The 17365-nt window shown below is 73.0% G+C and carries 17 protein-coding genes; 5 read left to right on the plus strand and 12 right to left on the minus strand.

What is annotated here, in order from left to right:
• Positions 1-142: 142 nt before the first annotated feature.
• Positions 143-1066, minus strand: coding sequence for a LysR family transcriptional regulator (locus tag ACGFYU_RS35090; RefSeq protein ID WP_393831355.1), 924 nt, complete (start codon positions 1064-1066; stop codon positions 143-145).
• Positions 1067-1298: 232 nt separating this feature from the next.
• On the opposite strand from ACGFYU_RS35090, the gene ACGFYU_RS35095 reads away from it, so the two are divergent.
• Complete coding sequence (locus ACGFYU_RS35095; protein WP_393831373.1) at positions 1299-2312, plus strand: TDT family transporter; 1014 nt, start codon at positions 1299-1301, stop codon at positions 2310-2312.
• On the opposite strand, the gene ACGFYU_RS35100 is transcribed toward ACGFYU_RS35095, so the two are convergent.
• Both ACGFYU_RS35100 and ACGFYU_RS35105 read right to left on the minus strand, forming a co-directional pair.
• The gene (locus tag ACGFYU_RS35100) at positions 2309-3037 is read right to left on the minus strand and encodes a helical backbone metal receptor (RefSeq protein ID WP_393831356.1); all 729 of its coding nucleotides are present in this window, start codon (positions 3035-3037) and stop codon (positions 2309-2311) included. The two genes, ACGFYU_RS35095 and ACGFYU_RS35100, sit on opposite strands and share 4 nt — an antisense overlap.
• 5 nt (positions 3038-3042) lie before the next feature.
• Positions 3043-3651 carry a helix-turn-helix domain-containing protein gene (locus ACGFYU_RS35105; RefSeq protein WP_393831357.1) on the minus strand — a complete coding sequence of 203 codons (609 nt, stop codon included), beginning with the start codon at positions 3649-3651 and terminating at the stop codon, positions 3043-3045.
• A 169-nt stretch (positions 3652-3820) separates the two neighbouring features.
• On the opposite strand from ACGFYU_RS35105, the gene ACGFYU_RS35110 reads away from it, so the two are divergent.
• From ACGFYU_RS35110 to ACGFYU_RS35125, 4 genes are all read left to right on the plus strand, one after another.
• The gene (locus tag ACGFYU_RS35110) at positions 3821-4726 is read left to right on the plus strand and encodes a 5'-3' exonuclease H3TH domain-containing protein (protein WP_393831374.1); all 906 of its coding nucleotides are present in this window, start codon (positions 3821-3823) and stop codon (positions 4724-4726) included.
• Between the two features lie 49 nt (positions 4727-4775).
• Positions 4776-5615 carry a siderophore-interacting protein gene (locus ACGFYU_RS35115; RefSeq protein ID WP_393831358.1) on the plus strand — a complete coding sequence of 280 codons (840 nt, stop codon included), beginning with the start codon at positions 4776-4778 and terminating at the stop codon, positions 5613-5615.
• A gap of 499 nt (positions 5616-6114) precedes the next feature.
• The gene (locus ACGFYU_RS35120; protein WP_393831359.1) at positions 6115-7656 is read left to right on the plus strand and encodes a serine hydrolase; all 1542 of its coding nucleotides are present in this window, start codon (positions 6115-6117) and stop codon (positions 7654-7656) included.
• Positions 7657-7674: 18 nt separating this feature from the next.
• Entirely contained in the window at positions 7675-8643 is a 969-nt protein-coding gene (locus tag ACGFYU_RS35125; protein WP_393831360.1) for a pseudouridine synthase, read from the plus strand.
• 10 nt (positions 8644-8653) lie between these two features.
• On the opposite strand, the gene ACGFYU_RS35130 is transcribed toward ACGFYU_RS35125, so the two are convergent.
• The 9 genes from ACGFYU_RS35130 to ACGFYU_RS35170 form a co-directional block, all read right to left on the minus strand.
• Positions 8654-9307 (minus strand): helix-turn-helix domain-containing protein, encoded by a 654-nt coding sequence (locus ACGFYU_RS35130; protein WP_393831361.1) that lies wholly within the window; start codon positions 9305-9307, stop codon positions 8654-8656.
• A 91-nt stretch (positions 9308-9398) separates the two neighbouring features.
• Complete coding sequence (locus ACGFYU_RS35135; RefSeq protein ID WP_393831362.1) at positions 9399-12242, minus strand: DEAD/DEAH box helicase; 2844 nt, start codon at positions 12240-12242, stop codon at positions 9399-9401.
• A gap of 46 nt (positions 12243-12288) precedes the next feature.
• A complete protein-coding gene (locus tag ACGFYU_RS35140) occupies positions 12289-13176 on the minus strand; it encodes a diacylglycerol kinase (RefSeq protein WP_393831363.1) in 888 nt (295 codons plus the stop codon).
• 17 nt (positions 13177-13193) lie between these two features.
• Entirely contained in the window at positions 13194-14159 is a 966-nt protein-coding gene (tatC, locus tag ACGFYU_RS35145) for a twin-arginine translocase subunit TatC (RefSeq protein WP_393831364.1), read from the minus strand.
• A 47-nt stretch (positions 14160-14206) separates the two neighbouring features.
• Entirely contained in the window at positions 14207-14500 is a 294-nt protein-coding gene (gene tatA / locus ACGFYU_RS35150) for a Sec-independent protein translocase subunit TatA (RefSeq protein WP_393831365.1), read from the minus strand.
• A 149-nt stretch (positions 14501-14649) separates the two neighbouring features.
• Positions 14650-14850: a hypothetical protein gene (locus ACGFYU_RS35155; RefSeq protein WP_393831366.1), complete on the minus strand. Its 201-nt coding sequence runs from the start codon at positions 14848-14850 to the stop codon at positions 14650-14652.
• Between the two features lie 26 nt (positions 14851-14876).
• Positions 14877-15110, minus strand: coding sequence for a hypothetical protein (locus ACGFYU_RS35160; protein WP_393831367.1), 234 nt, complete (start codon positions 15108-15110; stop codon positions 14877-14879).
• A 15-nt stretch (positions 15111-15125) separates the two neighbouring features.
• Positions 15126-16094 (minus strand): helix-turn-helix transcriptional regulator, encoded by a 969-nt coding sequence (locus ACGFYU_RS35165; protein ID WP_393831368.1) that lies wholly within the window; start codon positions 16092-16094, stop codon positions 15126-15128.
• A gap of 106 nt (positions 16095-16200) precedes the next feature.
• Positions 16201-17157: a helix-turn-helix transcriptional regulator gene (locus ACGFYU_RS35170; RefSeq protein ID WP_393831369.1), complete on the minus strand. Its 957-nt coding sequence runs from the start codon at positions 17155-17157 to the stop codon at positions 16201-16203.
• Positions 17158-17365: the final 208 nt, after the last annotated feature.

Consider the following 17365-nt stretch of genomic DNA (forward strand, 5'->3'; position numbering starts at 1 on the left):
AGTTGTCCGGGCCGCCCTGCGCGCCACCCGACCCACGGCCCTCCTCGTCACCCACGACCCGCAGGAAGCCCGGCCCCCCCCCCCCCCCGGGGCCCCCGCCCCCCACCCCCGCGCAACCCCCGCCAGGGAGCCGGCAGGGCAGCTACCCCTGCCCCCGCGTCAGCGACAGCAGGTCCCGGGCCGGCCCCGCCGGGCGGGCCCCCGTGGGCCAGACCGCCCGCAGGGCCCGCCCCAGCTCCGCACCGGCGACCGGCACCTCCACCAGCCGCCGCGCCGCCAGCTCGTCAACCACCGCCAGTTCCGACAGCACGCACGGCCCCGCCCCACTCAACGCCGCCGCCTTCACCGCGGTGGTCGACGCCAGCTCCAACAGCGGCGCCGCCAACCCCCCGCACCCGGCCAGCGCAGCGTCCAGCACCTGCCGCGTCCCCGACCCCCGCTCCCGCAGTATCAGCGGCGCCGAAGCCAGCTCCGCCGCCTCCACCCCCCGCGACCGCCGCGCCCACGGATGGCCCGGCGCCACCGCCACCACGAGCCGGTCCTGCGCGATCACCGCCGAGTCCAGCCCGTCCGGCACGGTCAGCCCCTCCACGAAGCCGAGGTCCGCCTCGTGCGCGAGCACCCGTTCCGCGACCGCCGAGGAGTTCCCGGCGTGCAGGGACACCGCCGTGTCCGGCCGCTGCCCGCGCAGGGCGATCAGCCAGCCCGGCAGCAGGTACTCCGCGATGGTCATGCTGGCGGCCACCCGCAGCCGCGAGTCCCGCCGCCCCCGCAGCGCCTGCGCACCCGCGTCGAAGGCCTCGGCCGCCTCCACCACCCGCCGCGCCCAGTCGGTGACCAGCGCACCTTCCGCCGTCAGCGTCGACCCCCGCGGCGAGCGGTCCACCAGGGCCACCCCCAGCCGCGTCTCCATCGCCCGGATCCGGCTGCTCGCCGCCGGCTGGGTGATCCCCAGCCTCCGGGCCGCCCCGCTCAGACTGCCGACGCGCGCGACCGCGAGCAGCAGTTCCAGCGCGCCCAGATCCGGCACGCGGTGCGCCAGCGGAACCCACTCCTCATTACCCATAAAACCAGTTTATGGCCTCATAGGAAGATGACCTCTGCCACCCGCCCCGCCCCCACGGGACTCTGGACCCATGGCCACCACCGTCGTACGCCCCCGTCCCACCCAGCGGACCCCCCAGGCCCACAAGGCCGACAACGCCCACCACAAGGCCGACAAGGCCGACAAGGCCGGCAAGGCCGACAAGCCCTTCCCCACCCTCCGCCACCTGGGCCCCAACTGGTACGCCTCAGTCATGGGCACCGCGATCATCGCCAACGCCGGCGCCACCCTCCCCTACCAGCTCCCCGGCCAGCGCGTGGCCGGCCAGATCGTCTGGGCGCTGTCCGCCATCGCCCTCGCGACCCTCCTCAGCGCCCGCGCCGGCCACTGGCTCCACCACCGCGACCAGGCCCGGGCCCACCTCCTCGACCCCGCCGTCGCCCCCTTCTACGGCTGTCTGGCGATGGCCCTGCTGGCCGTGGGCGGCGGCACCCTCATCGTCGGCAAGGACCTCATCGGAACCGGCGCCGCCGTCGCCGCGGACGCCGTGCTCTTCACCGCCGGCACCGTGATCGGCCTGGTCATGGCCGTCGCCGTGCCCTACCTGATGGTGGTCCGGCACAAGGTCGAGCCCCGCCAGGCCACCCCCGTCTGGCTGCTCCCCCTCGTCGCCCCCATGGTCTCCGCCGCGCTCGGCCCCCTCCTGATCCCCCACCTCCCCGCCGGCCAGCCCCGCGAGGCCATGCTGCTCGCCTGCTACGCCATGTTCGGCATCAGCCTGCTCGCCACGCTGCTGATGCTCCCCCTGGTCTTCGGCCGGCTCATCGTGGGCGGCCCGCTCCCCCTGGCCCTCACCCCCACCCTCTTCCTGGTCCTCGGCCCCCTCGGCCAGTCCACCACCGCCGTCAACCAGCTCGCCGACATGGCCCCCCAGTCCATCGGCGCCCCCTACGCCGGAGCGCTCGGCGCCTTCGCGGTCGTCTACGGGGTCCCCGTGATGGGCTTCGCCCTGCTGTGGCTGGCCCTCGCCGCGTCGATGCTGGTCCGGGCCGCCCGTAACGGCATGGGCTTCGCGATGACCTGGTGGGCGCTGACCTTCCCCGTCGGCACCTGCGTCACCGGCGCCGCCGGACTGGCCCGCCACACCGGCCTGACCGCCTTCGCCTGGCTCGCCTCGGCCCTGTTCATCGCCCTGCTGACCGCCTGGCTGGCGGCCGCCGCCCACACCCTGCGCGGCCTGTTCACCGGCAAGCTGCTGCCCCGCTAACGCGCCCGGCGCAGCGCCCCGGCCAGTACGGCCGGGGCTTCGGCGAGCGAGGGCCCGTACCAGGTCAGGTGCCGCCCGCTGACCAGCGCGGCGGGCAGGCCGGGGAAGGCCTCCGGACCGTCCTCGGCCGTGAACCGGTAGGGCTCGTCCGGGAGCACCACCAGATCGCAGCCGGCGGCGGCCAGCTCCTCCACCGGGATCCTCGGGTAGCGCTCCGCGTGGCCCGCGTACACGTTGCGCACCCCCAGCCGGGCCAGCAGGTCCCCGGCGAAGGTGTCCCGGCCGAGCACCATCCACGGCCGCCGCCACACCGGTACGAAGGCCCGCAGCTCACCGGCCGGCTCCACCGGCTCCACCCGGGCCCACGCGGCCTCCGCGTCCGCCAGCCACCCGGGCCGCTTCAGTCCCAGCGCCCCCACCAGTACCCGGTCCAGCTCGCGCAGCGCCTGCGGCAGGTCGCGGATCTCGGTGAGCAGCACCTCGATCCCGGCCGCCCGCAGCGCCGCGAGGTCGGGGGCCCGGTTCTCCTCCTCGTTGGCGATCACCAGATCCGGGCGCAGCTCCGCGATCCCGCGCACATCGGGGTTCTTCGTCCCCCCGATCCGCGCCGCGTCCCCGAGATCCGCCGGGTGCGTGCACCAGTCCGTGACCCCGACCAGGAGGCCGGGCGCGCTCACCGCCACCGCCTCGGTCAGCGACGGCACCAGCGAGACGATCCGCCGCATGCCGTTCAGTGGCCGGTCGGGCCCGGCGACGGCGGCTCGGACGTCGCGTGGATGTGGTCGCCCACCGCGACCACCAGGATCCGGGTGTCCTCGGTGACGGCCCGCCAGCGGTGGCGTACGCCGCCCGACAGGAACAGCGCGTCCCCGCTCTCCAGCCGGTACGCCCGCCCCTCCGCCTCCACCTGGCAGGCGCCCGCGACCACGTACATCAGCTCGTCGTTGCGGTGCTGGTACTCCCGCCCGGCGTCCTGGTCCCCGGTGAACTCGAGCGCGTGCAGCTGGTGGTGCCCCCGGACCAGGGGCCGTACGCCGGGGACCGGGGTGAGCCCGGATTCGTCGCCGGCCCGTACGAGGTCCACCGTGCGCGCGGTGTCGGACGCGGCCAGCAGCTCGACGGCCGTGGTCTCCAGCGCGTCGGCGACCCGTTCGAGGGAGCGCATGCTGGGCCGGGCCCGCTCGTTCTCTATCTGGCTGAGGAAGGGGACCGACAGACCGCTGCGCGCCGATACGGCGGCAAGGGTCAGATGGAGCGCGCGGCGCCGCTTGCGCACGGCCACGCCCACCCGAAGCGGTTCCTTGCCGTCCTTGTCTTTGTCCTTGTCCCTGTCGTTCATTTCGGGGCTGCCCTCCCCTTGTCCGTCGCACATCGGTGTGCTGTAAGCACCTTACGCAGCAACGGCCCCATGTTTCGCGTGCACGGGTGTTCCCGTACAGGCGCACTCACTGTCCGTGGCCGCCGAGCGGGGTTGCGGCATCATCGTCTGCGTGACGACACGACGCCTGATGCTCCTGGATACCGCCTCCCTCTACTTCCGCGCCTACTTCGGTGTGCCGGACTCCGTGAAGGCCCCCGACGGCACCCCCGTCAACGCCGTGCGCGGACTGCTCGACTTCATCGGCCGGCTGGTCCAGGACCACCGCCCCGACGATCTGGTGGCCTGCATGGACGCCGACTGGCGGCCGCACTGGCGGGTGGAACTGATCCCCTCCTACAAGGCCCACCGGGTCGCGCAGGAGACGGAGACCGGCCCGGACGCGGAGGAGATCCCCGACACGCTCGCCCCGCAGGTGCCGATCATCGAGGCGGCGCTGGACGCCTTCGGCATCGCCCGCGTCGGGGTCGCCGGCTACGAGGCCGACGACGTGATCGGAACGCTAACGGCCCGCGCTCGAGGCCCGGTGGACATCGTCACGGGCGACCGGGACCTCTACCAGCTGGTCGACGACGCCCGGCAGCGCCGGGTCCTGTACCCCCTCAAGGGCGTCGGCACCCTCCAGGTGACGGACGAGGCCTGGCTGCGCGAGAAGTACGGGGTGGACGGCCCCGGCTACGCGGACCTCGCGCTGCTGCGCGGGGACCCGAGCGACGGGCTGCCGGGCGTTCCCGGCATCGGCGAGAAGACGGCGGCGAAGCTCCTCGACGCCTACGGCAGCCTGGCCGGGATCATCGCGGCGGTCGACGACCCGAAGTCGAAGCTGACCCCCACCCAGCGCAGGCGCCTGGACGAGTCCCGGCCATATCTGGCGGTGGCCCCGAAGGTGGTCCGGGTGGCCTCGGACGTCCCGCTTCCGGCCTTCGATCCGGCGCTGCCGAAGGCACCGGCGCAGCCGGAACTGGTCGACGCGCTAGCCCATCGGTGGGGTCTGGGGGGAGCAGTCTCCCGTCTCAGCAGTGCACTTCGCCCCTGAGGTGCTAACTTAGGTAAGGCTAAGTTTCTGGGGAGTCAGGGGAGACACCGTGGCAGAAGGACGCGCCCGCACCGTCGGCACAGCCGTCGTCGTTCGCACCGAGCGGCTCACGCCGCACATGGTGCGCATCGTGCTGGGCGGTGACGGGCTGGCCGGATTCGGCGCGGGCGAGTTCACCGACCACTACGTCAAGATCCTCTTCCCCCCGCAGGGCGTCGCCTACCCCACGCCGTGGGACCTGGAGCGGATCCGCGCCGAGTACCCCCGGGCGCAGTGGCCGCGCCAGCGCGCGTACACCGTGCGGGGCTGGGACCCGGTGCACCTGGAGCTGACCCTCGACTTCGTCGTCCACGGCGACGAGGGCCTGGCCGGCCCCTGGGCCGCGCGGGTGCAGCCGGGCGAGCTCGTACGGTTCCTCGGCCCGGGCGGCGCCTACGCCCCGGACCCGGCGGCCGGCTGGCACCTGCTGGTGGGCGACGAGAGCGCGCTGCCGGCGATCGCGGCGGCGATGGAACGGATGCCGGTGGGGGCGCGGGTGCACGCCCTCATCGAGGTCGAGGGCCCCGAGGCCGAGCAGAAGATCGCCACCCCGGACGGGGTCGTCCCGCTCTGGCTCCACCGCGGCGACCGCCCGATCGGCGAGGCGCTGGTGGAGGCGGTCAAGGCCCTGGAGTTCCCGTCCAAGGACGTCCACGCCTTCGTCCACGGCGAGGCGGGCTTCGTCCGCGAGCTGCGGCGGCACCTGCGGCTGGAGCGGGGGGTGGCACGCGAGCGGCTGTCGATCTCGGGCTACTGGCGGCTGGGCGAGACGGACGAGGGCTGGCGGGCGATCAAGCGCGACTGGAACGCCGCCGTGGAGGCCGAGCAGGAGCACCCCGCCGCCGCCTAACGGCTCCGCCGCACCTGCCCCGCCCCGCTCATGCGGCGCCGCCGCCGGGGTCCGGCCCGCAGGCGCGGCGCCGCTGCGGGGGGGGCTCCGCCCCGACCCCCCGCGCCTCAAACGCCGGCGAGGCTGGTTTGCCTCCGGCGGCGCCTCAAACGCCGGCGAGGCTGAAATTGCCCTACGGGCAATCCAGCCGCAACTGGCGGACGGCACCAGCCGAAATCCAGCCCCTCCGGCGCTTGAGGAGCGGGGCGCGGGGCAGAGCCCCGATCCTTGAGCCGCGCGAGCCTACCCGGCCGAACCACCATCCAGCCCCTCCGGCGCTTGAGGAGCGGGGGCTCGGGGGCAGAGCCCCCGCAACGGCGCCGCACCGACCCACCCGGCCGCACCCACCTCCAGCCCCGCCGGCGCTGCAGGCGCGGTACCCGAATCCGGCCCCGCGGGGGCTGGGGCGGAGCCCCGGGGCCGGCGGGCGGTGGGGGCCGGTCGGCGGGACAATGGCGGCATGCGTACGCTCCGCGCACTCGGAGCGGCCGGCACCGCGCTGCTGCTGGCCGGAACGGCAGGGGTGGCCACGGCCGCCCCCAGCCCGCCCCCCGCCCCGAAGCCCACCCTCACCGACGCCCAGGTCGACAAGGCCGTGGCCCGCCTCGACCAGACCATCACCGACCTGATGCGCCGCACCGGCGTCCCCGGCCTCTCCGTGGCCGTCGTCCACGACGACGAGGTCGTCCACCTCAAGGGCTTCGGCATCCGCCGCACCGGCGAGCCCGCCAAGGTCGGCCCCGACACCGTCTTCCAGATCGCCTCCGTCTCCAAGCCCGTCTCCTCCACCGTCATCGCCGGCGCCTTCACCACCCCCGACGAGTGGGACCGTCACGTCACCCTCCCCGGCTTCGCCTTCAAGGACCCCTGGGTCACCGACCACGTCACGACTGCCGACCTGTTCTCCCACCGCAGCGGCCTGCCCGACCACGCCGGCGACCTCCTCGAAGACCTCGGCTACGACCAGTCGTACATCTTCGACCACCTGCGCCTGGAGCCCCTCACCCCCTTCCGCGCGAGCTACGCCTACACCAACTCCGGCCTCACTGCCGCCGCCGAGGCCGTCGCCCGTGCCAAGGGCACCACCTGGCAGAAGCTGAGCGAGGACACCCTCTTCAAGCCCGCCGGCATGACGCACACCAGCACCGAGTTCTCCGCCTTCGTGAATTCCCCCGACCATGCCGCCACCCACGTGAAGAACCCCGACGGCACCTGGAGCCCCCGCTACGTCCGCGACCCCGACGCCCAGGCCCCGGCCGGCGGCGTCAGCTCCACCGCCCGCGACATGTCCCGCTGGCTGCGGCTCCAGCTGGCCGACGGCACCCTCGACGGCAAGCGGATCATCCCCGCCGCCACGCTCGCCCGCACGCACGTTCCCGAGATCGTCTCGCAGCCGCCCACCTCCCCCACCGGCCGCGCCGGCTTCTACGGCCTCGGCTGGAACGTGTCCTACGACGACTCCGGCCGACTGCGCCTGAGCCACTCCGGCGCCTTCGAACTCGGCACCAACGCCAACGTCACGATGCTCCCCCTCGAAAAGCTCGGCATCGTCGTCCTCACCAACGGCGCCCCCGTCGGCCTGGCCGACGCCGTCGCCCTCGATTTCTTCGACGTCGCCCAGCACGGCAAGGCCACGACCGACTGGCTGCCCCTGCTGGCGTCCGTCTACGCGAAGGAGGTCGACGAGGCCCGGTCTCCCACCGACTACGCCCACCCGCCCGCCTCCGCAAAGCCCGCCAAGGACAGCGCCGCCTACACCGGCACCTACGACAACCCGTACTACGGCAAGGCGACCGTGACGGCCGACGACAAGGGCGCGCTGACCCTCGCCCTCGGCCCCAAGCCGATGCTCTTCCCGCTCACCCACTACGACGGCGACACCTTCAGCTTCGAGACCACCGGCGAGATGGCGGCCGGCCGCACCGGCGTGACCTTCTCCGACGGCACGGTCCGCGTCGAGTACCTGGACGCGAACCACCTGGGCACCTTCACCGAGCAGTAGCCGCATAGCCTGTCCCCGATGAGACGCAGAGCCCAGCCACCCCCCTCGCCCCTCCCCCAGCGCGCCGGCATCGACCCGGTCCGGTTGCGCCTGCCACCCGACCCGGAGGGAAGCTGGCCGGATCTCGGCGACTACCTCCGCGCGCACTACGCGGGCGGAGCGGGCGCCGAGCCCATCGCCCGCCTGCTCGACGCCGGGCGGGTGCTCGGCCCGGGCGGGCGGGTCCTGAGCGCGCACGACCCGTACGAGCCGGGCGCCTACCTGTGGTTCCACCGCGATCTCCCCGAGGAGCCGCCGGTGCCCTTCGCGCCCCGCGTCGTGTACCGCGACCCGCACCTGCTGGTCGTGGACAAGCCGCACTTCCTGGCGACCACCCCGCGCGGCAGCCACGTCACCCAGACCGTGCTGGCCCGGCTCCGCGCGGAGCTGGACCTGCCCGCCCTCAGCCCGGCGCACCGGCTGGACCGGCTGACGGCTGGACTGGTGATGTTCAGCATCCGGCCCGAGGACCGCGGGGCGTACCAGCTCCTCTTCCAGGGCCGCCGGGTGCGCAAGGAGTACGAGGCGCTCGCGCCGCACGATCCGGAGCTGGCCTTTCCGCGTACGGTCCGCAGCCGGATCGAGAAGACCCGCGGGGTCATCGCGGCCACCGAGGTCCCGGGCGGCGAATCCAATGCCGAGACCCTCGTCGAACTCACCGACACCCGGGGCGGCCTGGGCCGCTACCGGCTGACCCCGCACACGGGCCGCACCCACCAGCTGCGGGTGCACATGAACAGCCTGGGCCTGCCCATCCTCGGCGATCCGGTGTACCCGCGGGTCACCGACCCCGCCCCGGACGACTACCGGCGGCCGCTGCAACTCCTGGCCCGGGTACTGGAGTTCACCGACCCGGTCACCGGGGCCTCGCACCGCTTCGAGAGCGGGCGCACCCTCCGGGCCTGGGACGACCGCGCCGCCTGGGAGGCCGGCACCGGCGATCGGTAGGCACGGCCGGTCAGCAGGCCGGGACTCCCGCGACCCGCAGCGCCGCGTCGGCGGTGGCCTCCGCGAAGGCGGCCACCGGGCGCGCCGGATCGGCGCGGTGGATGAGCATGACCCCCTCGATCAGCCCGAAGAGCAGGTCGTTGCGGAGCTCCAACCCGGCCTTGTCCTCGGCCAGTTCGGCTCCCAGAACGGTCCCCCCCAGCAACATCCGGTAGGCGTCCTTGAGTTCGCTCCGCATCCGCCGGAACTGCGTGAACCGCGAGCCGCCCACCTCGGGCAGCAGGTAGAGCGCCCCCAGGTTGTACGGACCCCCGCACAGCAGCAGGACGTCGGAGCGGCACAGCTCCCACAGCCGCCGCGCGGCGGGCCGTCCGGTGTCGGTAAGCAGCTCCCGGGCCAGCACCAGCGAGGGTGCGACCGTGGACTCCAGCAGTTCGGCGAGGAGTTCCTCCTTGCCGTCGAAATAGTGATACATCGTGGCCTGGCGCATTCCGGCCCGTTCGGCGACGGCGCGCGTGGTCGTCGCCGCGTATCCCTTCACGGTGAAAAGCTCGGCCGCCGCGTAGAGGAGTTCCTCCCGCGGCGGCCGACCGCTCTCCGGTCTCAGCCGGTCGGCGCGCGGCCGACCGACCCGTCTCGGCCCTTCGTCTGGTCCCCCACTCATGGCCCGAATCGTCGCACACAGCACGCCGATCTGATCATGGCAAGAGATGAGATCAGGCCAACCCCCCTTTCGGAGGAAGCCCCAAAAGCGCCTATCCGACGGAGCTGTAGGCCACTACACCCCGCAACAGCGCGTCAACGGCCTTGCGGGCATTGCGGGCCACCGTGCTCCCGCTGTCGCCGGTGGCCGAGGGAGCCGCGGCCGCGATCTGCCCGAGCACGTCGATGACCTGCTTGCACCAGCGTACGAAGTCACCCGCCGGCATCTCCGCCTCGCGCAGCACCTCGTCGAGGCTCTTCTCCGAGGCCCACTGGTACGCCGCCCACGCGAAGCCGAGGTCCGGCTCGCGCTGGCCCACGCCCTCGGCCTGGTTGATGCCGTGCTCTTCCTCCAGCGCGTCGAGCCGGCCCCAGATGTGCACCATCTCGCCCAGCGCCGCCTTCGCCGCGCCGCCCGGCACCTTCGGCGCGACCGCGTCGTCCGACTGCCGGGCCTCGAAGACCAACGCCGAGACGCAGGCGGCCAGTTCGGCCGGGCTCAGGCCCTCCCAGATCCGGGCGCGCAGGCACTCGGAGGCCAGCAGGTCCAGCTCCCCGTACAGCCGGGCGAGCCGCCTGCCGTGCACGGTGACCTCGTCCTCGCGCAGGTAGTCCAGCTCGGTCAGCAGCGCGTGGATCCGGTCGAAGGTGCGGGCGATGGTGTTCGTCCGGCCCTCGATCCGCCGCTCCAGCTGCACGGTGTCCCGCTTGAGCCGGTGGTAGCGCTCCGCCCAGCGCGCGTGGTCCTCGCGCTCGTCGCACCCGTGGCAGGGGTGCGCCCGCAGCTCGGCCCGCAGCCGGGCGATCTCGCGGTCGTCGGCCGCCGCGGCCCGGCCGCCGCGCATCCGCCGCTCCGGCGTGATGTGACCGGCCTTGCTCCGCAGCTGCGAGGCCAGGTCCCGACGCGACTGCGGGGAACGGGCGTTGAAGGTCTTGGGGATCCGCATCCGGTCGAGCGCCTCCACCGGGACCGGGAAGTCGATCGCGGCGAGCCGCTTGACCTGCCGCTCGGCGGTGAGCACCAGCGGACGCGGGCCCTCCGCGTACTCGTACCCGCGGTGCCCGTGGACCCGCCCGGCCGGCACGCCAGGGTCGAGGACCAGTGCGAGCCCGGCGAACTTGCCCGTCGGCACGTGGATGATGTCGCCCGGCTTGAGCTTCTCCAGCGAGCCGGCCGCCTGCGCCCGCCGCTGGGCCGCGCCCTGCTTGGCCAGCTCCGTCTCACGGTCCTTGAGGTCGCGCCGCAGTTGCGCGTACTCCTCGAAGTTGCCCAGGTGGCAGGTCATGCCCTCCCGGTATCCCTCCAGGCCCTCCTCGTTGCGCTGCACCTGCCGGGAGATCCCGACGACCGAGCGGTCGGCCTGGAACTGCGCGAAGGAGGTCTCCAGCAGCTCGCGCGAGCGGTGCCGCCCGAACTGGCTGACCAGGTTCACGGCCATGTTGTACGAGGGCTTGAAGCTGGAGCGCAGCGGATACGTACGGGTACCCGCGAGCCCCGCCAGGCCCACCGGGTCCATGCCCCGCTGCCACAGCACCACGGCGTGGCCCTCGACGTCGATGCCGCGCCGCCCGGCCCGGCCGGTCAGCTGCGTGTACTCGCCGGGGGTGATGTCGGCGTGCTGCTCGCCGTTCCACTTGACCAGCTTCTCCAGGATCACCGTGCGCGCGGGCATGTTGATGCCCAGCGCCAGGGTCTCGGTGGCGAAGACGGCCTTCACCAGGCCGCGTACGAACAGCTCCTCGACGACCTCCTTGAAGGTGGGCAGCATGCCCGCGTGGTGCGCGGCGATGCCCCGCTCCAGGCCTTCGAGCCACTCGTAGTAGCCCAGGACGTGCAGGTCCTCGGTGGGGATGGAGGCGGTCCGCGCCTCGACGATCTCGCGAACCCGGAGGCGGGCGGATTCGTCGTTGAGCCGCAGGCCCGCGTACAGGCACTGCTGGACGGCGGCCTCGCAGCCGGCCCGGCTGAAGATGAAGTTGATCGCGGGCAGCAGCCCGTCGTTGTCGAGGCGGGCGATGACCTCGGGGCGGGAGGGGGTCCAGATCCGGCCGCGGGAGCGCCGCTCGCGCTCGCGGTCGGCCTCACGGACCATCTTGCCGCGCCGCCGGTCCTTCGGACTGTAGGTGCGGCTGTTCTCCTCGCGGGCCATGCGCAGCAGGTCCGGATTGACCTCGCGGCGCGCGGAGCCGCGGCCTCCGTGGTCGGACTCCTCCTCGAAGAGGTCGAAGATCCGGCGCCCGGCCATGACGTGCTGCCACAGCGGCACGGGCCGCTCCTCGGAGACGATCACCTCGGTGTCGCCGCGCACGGTGTCCAGCCAGTCGCCGAACTCCTCGGCGTTGGACACGGTGGCGGACAGCGACACGAGGGTCACCGACTCGGGGAGGTGGATGATCACTTCCTCCCAGACGGCTCCGCGGAACCGGTCGGAGAGGTAGTGGACCTCGTCCATCACGACGTAGCCGAGGCCGCGCAGCGACTGGGAGCCCGCGTACAGCATGTTGCGGAGCACCTCGGTGGTCATCACGACCACCGGCGCCTCGCCGTTGACGCTGTTGTCACCGGTCAGCAGGCCCACCTTGTCGGCGCCGTAGCGCTTGACGAGGTCGGCGTACTTCTGGTTCGACAGGGCCTTGATCGGCGTCGTGTAGAAGCACTTGCGGCCCTGCTGGAGCGCCAGGTGCACGGCGAACTCGCCGACGATGGTCTTGCCCGAGCCGGTCGGGGCGGCGACCAGCGCGCCCTTGCCGGCCTCCAGTGCCTTGCAGGCCTCGATCTGGTACGGGTCCAGATCGAATTCGTACAGCTCGCGGAAGGGGGCCAGGGCGGAGGCCTCTTCGGCGGCGCGGATCCGGGCAGCGGCGTACCGCTCGGCGGGAGAAAGTTCCTCGGTCATCTTGCTGTCGAGCCTACCCGCCGCCTCTGACAACAGTCGCGATCATTTAAGTGAGCAGTCGGACCGCCCCGGGCACGCACTCGGCGGTCACCGGCAGCGGCCCCAGGGGCTCGCCGTCCGCGTAGGCGGTGAGCCCGGCCGCCTCCAGCGTGACCTTGGCGGCCCGGTGCACGGTGACCTCGGGATGGCCGAGGTGGGTGCCCTTGTAGACCCGCGGGAAGACCTTGAGCAGGGTGGCGCGGCTGCAGTCGCCGACGACCACGACGTCGAAGAGCCCGTCGTCGGGGACGGCGTCCGCGCAGATGCGCATGCCGCCGCCGTACGAGGAGCCGTTGCCCACCGCCACCAGCGTGGCCTCGGTCTCGATCACCGGGCCGTCGTCGAGGGTGATCCGGTACGGGAAGGGCCGGAAGGCGGCCAGCTCCGCGACCATGGCCAGGTCGTACTTGAACCGGCCGGCCGGGATCCGCATCCGGTTGCCGCGGTCGTTGACCCGCGAGTCGAAGCCGGAGCACAGCACGGTCCCGAACCAGCTGCCGCCCGCGCGCCCCAGGTCGATCTCCCGGATCCGCCCCTCCTTGAGGGCCCCGGCGGCCAGCCGCCCCGCCCGCCCGGGCTCCCGTACGGGCAGCCCCAGCGCCCGCGCGAAGTCGTTGCCGGTGCCCGCCGCGACCACCCCGAGCGGCACCGGCGTCCCCGCCAGGGCCTGCAGGGCCAGCGAGACCATGCCGTCGCCGCCCACCGCGATCACCGCTCCGGTGCCCTCACGGACGGCTTCCCTCAGCCGGGCCAGGGCGTCTGGCCCGTCCGTACCGACGACGGTCCGCACGGAGAAGCCCGCGGCCCGCAACGCGGAAGCGGCCGGCTGCGCGGCGTGCGCGCCCCGGCCGCGTCCCGCGGTGGGATTGACGAACAGCGTGATCTCAGAGCTCACGCCTCGGAACCTACCTGTCAGGTCGCGTCGTCGTAACCGTTGATCCGATCACGCCCGCCGTCGGACTGCCCGGGCAGCGCGGCGGGAGCGGAGACCGCTTCCATCTCGCCGATCGGCGCCGGGGTGAGGTCCAGCTCGGCGGCCTCGTCGTCGTCGAGGTCCGCGTCGGGGTTGTTGCGCTTGCGCCTGCGGTCGTTGATCAGGCAGATGCCGAGCGCGATGAAGTACAGCGCCACGATCGGGGCGGCCAGCGACAGCATGGTGAGCGGGTCACCGGTGGGCGTCGCGAACGCGGAGAAGATCGTGATGCCGAGGACCATGGCACGCCACCAGCTCGCCAGCCGCTTCGCGGTGAGCACCCCGGTGAAGTTGAGGAGGATCAGCAGCAGCGGCAGCTCGAAGGCCAGGCCGAAGACGACCACCATGCGCGCGACGAGGTCGAGGTAGTCGTCGACCGGGAGCAGGTTGCGCGCGTTGTCGGGCGTGAACTCCAGCAGGATCGTCGCGGTCTGCGGGAGGATCTTGTACGCGAGCACCGCGCCGGCGCCGAACAGCGGCGCGCCGACCGCGACGAAGCTCATCGCGTACTTCTTCTCGTGGTTGTGCAGGCCGGGGGCGGCGAACGCCCACAGCTGGTAGAGCCACACCGGCGCGGACAGCACGGCACCGGCCATCAGCGAGACCTTCAGGGAGATCGAGAACGCCGAGATCAGGCCGTTCACGGTCATGTCGGCGCAGGGGCGGCCGTTGCGCTGGGTCACCACACCGCCGGTACAGCCGACGGAGTCCAGCATCGGCTTCAGCAGGAAGTTGATGATCTCCCGGTAGAAGAACGCCGCGACGATGGTGATCACGATGATCGCCAGGACCGACTTCAGCAGACGGTTTCTCAGCTCACGCAGGTGCTCGACGAGAGGCATCCGCCCTTCGGCGTCCTTCGCCTGTCGTCCTTGTTTCCCCTGCTTGCGGGCAGACTTGAGCAACCCACGTCCCTTGTCTCGTTGCAGATGACTGGCGCGTCGGGCTGGTGTCAGCCCTGGGTGGTGCGGTTCGGCTCGTTCACGGGCCGGGAGCTGGTGACGTCACCGGGCGCGGCCTGGATGGTGCGCGGGGCGACGGGCTGCTGCGGAGCCTGGTCGGCGACCGGGGCGGCGGCCGCGTCCTCGTTCTCGCCGTCCTTCTTCATGGCCTTGGCCTCGCTCTTGAGGATGCGGGCCGACTTGCCGAGCGAACGGGCCATCTCGGGAAGCTTCTTGGCGCCGAAGAGCAGCACGATGACAGCGATGATCAGAAGGATCTCGAGGGGCTTCAGATTGCCGATCATGTGTGTCTTCCTTCTCACCGGAGCAGGCTGGTTGTGGTCGTTCTGGGCGGTTCGGACAGAGATCCGGTAACCGCTCAGGCAAGGATCGTAACCCCCGGGGGTAAACGCCCGGCAATCCCCCGGGGTACCTCCGATTGCGCGGTACCCGGCTAAGGCCGCAGGCCGCGGCCCGCGCGGGCCAGGTCGGTGGCCGCCCGCTCCAGCTCTCCCGAGGCGTCCGAGATCCGGCGGCCGGCCTGCGCGACCTGGCCGGAAAGTCTGCGGACCTCCACGAAGACCCGTACGGCCAGCACGGCGAGGACGGCGACCCCCAGGAAGCCCAGGGCAATTGCGAGCATCGGCCACAGCATGGGACGAGCCTAGGCCACCGGCCCGCTCACACGCTGCGCAGGGTGCTCACGCCCCCGCCGGTCAGCAGTTCCACGATCCGTTCACCGGCGGGTTTGCGGACGGCGGCGCCGCACTCGGGACAGGTGAAGGAGTAGAAGGTGGTCCGCCGGCTGCCCCCGATGGCCAGTCTCAGGGCACCCGCGTCCAGCTCGAAGCGGGCGCGGCAGTCGGGACAGGACGCCTTGAAACTGACCGGCCCGGGCCCAGATGGTCGAGACATCGCTCCCCGCTCTCTCTAGACCTTTTCCCCATACCCCGCGAGTGCCTCTCGAGCGGCGCTCCGCGCACTTTCCGCCAATTCTCCGGGAGCCACGATCCGCCCCTCGCGGCCCAGCCGCAGCGCGAGCCGGCGCAGCGAGGCCGGGTCCGGGCTGCGCAGCGTGATCCGCAGCCCGCCGTCCTCCAGCTCCTCGGCGCTGTCGTGCGGGTAGTACTCGGCGACCCAGCGCCCGCCGGGCCCCACCTCGACCACGACCTCCGGGTCCTCGGCGGCCGGCTGGACCAGGCCCTCGGACAGGTCGCGCGGCTCGATGGCGGGCGGTTCTGCCCGCTCGTCGAGCAGGCGGATCTCGGCCACCCGGTCCAGGCGGAAGGTACGGCGCGCCTCGGAGAGGTGGCACCACCCCTCCATGTACGTGTGCCCCACCGCGAAGAGCCGGATCGGATCGACCTTGCGCTCGGTGAGCTCGTCCCGCGCGGGCGAGTAGTAGCGCAGCCACAGGCGCCGCCGCTCGGCGATGGCCCGGTCGACGTCGGCGAAGACCCCGCCCTCGGACTCGAAGGTCACCGACAGGCGGGAGCTGGCACCGGCGGCCTCGCCCGCCGCGGCCTCCAGCTTGGCGGTGGCCCGCAGCAGCGCGTCCCGGTCGCCCTCGCGCAGCCCCGGCAGGGTGGCCACCGCGCGGGCGGCGACCAGCAGTGCGGTCGCCTCGTCGGCGGCCAGCCGCAGCGGCTCGGCGGTGGACTCCCCCGAGGCGTCGGGATTGCGCCACCAGATGCGCTCCCCGTCGGTGTCGATGTCGAGCAGGTCCCCGCCCCGGAAGCTGGTCCCGCACATGGGGAGCACGTCGAGGTCCGAGATCAGCTCGTCCTCGGTGATCCCGAAGGCCCGCGCGACGTCGGCGACGTGCGCGCCCGGGCGCTCGCGCAGGTACGTCACCAGGGACAGCATCCGGCGCGTCTGATCGATGGCGTTGGCGGCCATGCTCGTACGTCTCCCCTTCAGGGCGTGCTTTTCGGATGGTGCGGTCGCGGATCCCGTCCGCGCTCGCGGGGGCCCTCGCCGAGCCCCGTGGCGCCTCGCGGGGCCGTCAGCCCGCGGCGACGGCGCGCAGCCGGTCGATCACGTCCGCCCGCAGGTCCGCGGGCTCCACCACCACGACGTCCGGGCCGAACTCCACCAGCCAGGCGTCCAGCCCGTGCCCGTACGGGATCTCCAGCTCGTCCCAGCCGTCCGCGCCCTCGCGCACGGCGGTGGCCTTGGCCCGCAGCGGGTAGCCCGCCCCGGCCCGCAGCCGGATCCGCGCGGAACGCTCCGCGCTCTCCCCGGCCCAGCTCGCCACGGTCTCCCGTACGGTCACCACGTCCGGCACCTCGGCGGTGTACTTCGCGGCGCGCGAGCGGACCTTGCCGGTGATCCGGGAGAGCCGGAACACCCGCTCCGCCCCGCGGTCGCGGTCGAAGCCGGCCAGGTACCAGTGGCCGCGCCAGCACTCCAGCGCCCAGGGCTCCACCTGCCGGGTCTCCGGCCGGGCGGCCGTGGACTTGCGGTAGTCGAACACCACCGGCCGCCGGTCCCGGCAGGCCAGCATCAGCGGCTCGAAGGCCGCCTCGTGGACCGGGATGCGCGGCTCGATGGCACTGTGCTGGCCCTCGTAGGGGTCCTCCGCCTCCGGCATGCCGCCGGCGCGCAGCTTCTGCAGGGCGCCGCTGGCCGCTCCGGCGAGGCGCGCCTGCTGCCAGACCTTGGCCGCCAGCCCCAGGGCCGCGGCCTCCTCGGCGTCCAGGGAGACGGGCGGCAGCCGGTTGCTGTCCCGGCGGGCCAGATAGCCGGTCTCGCCCTCCAGGTTCTCCACCGTCTCGATGACCAGGCCGAGTTCCCGCAGATCGTCCTTGTCCCGCTCGAACATGCGGTTGAAGGACTCGTCGTTGCCGGCTTCCAGATAGGCCTCGATGGAACCGCGCAACTCGCGCTTGCTGAGCGGCCGTCGGGTCCCCAGCAGACACAGCGCCAGATTCATCAGCCGCTCGGCCTTGGCAATCGCCATCGACGCCGTTCCCCCGCTCTCGACACACACTCGTGACCGTTGACCGTACCGCCCCGGCGCTCCCGGGCAAAAGCGAGGGGCGCCCCCCCCCCCCCCGGGGGCCCCCCCCCCCCCCCGGGCGCCCCCCCCCCCCCCCGGCGGGGGGACTTCCGTACGTCGTCAGCCCAGCTGGCCGTTCAGGTAGAGAGCCCAGCCCAGGAAGCCGACC

Origin of the sequence: Streptomyces sp. NPDC048337 (assembly GCF_043201175.1) — a bacterium.
GTDB lineage: Bacteria > Actinomycetota > Actinomycetes > Streptomycetales > Streptomycetaceae > Streptomyces.